Genomic DNA, 260 nt, shown 5'->3' on the forward strand with positions numbered 1-260 from the left:
ATCGCCAACATTCCCATGGACAAGGCGATTTTGCAGAAATGGCTCCGGGCTGGTTATGTCTACCAAAAGCAGCTATTCCCCAGCCACGCCGGAACCCCGCAGGGAGGCATCATATCCCCGGGGTTGGCGAACATGACGCTGGATGGGTTGGAAGCGATGCTGGCGAAGAGATTTCCCAACGCGAAGTGGACAGCCCGAAAAATGCGCGTGGTGCGTTATGCAGATGATTTCATCATCACTGGTTGTTCGAAAGAATGGCT

Annotated in this window: 1 protein-coding gene; it reads left to right on the top strand. The window is 54.2% G+C overall.

The features are described from left to right. The coding region (locus KZZ04_RS19710; RefSeq protein WP_257903700.1) for a reverse transcriptase domain-containing protein at positions 1-260 on the top strand (260 nt) is incomplete at both ends.

It is taken from the genome of Pseudoalteromonas sp. CR1, from assembly GCF_019392235.1.
In the GTDB taxonomy this organism is placed as follows: Bacteria; Pseudomonadota; Gammaproteobacteria; order Enterobacterales; family Alteromonadaceae; genus Pseudoalteromonas.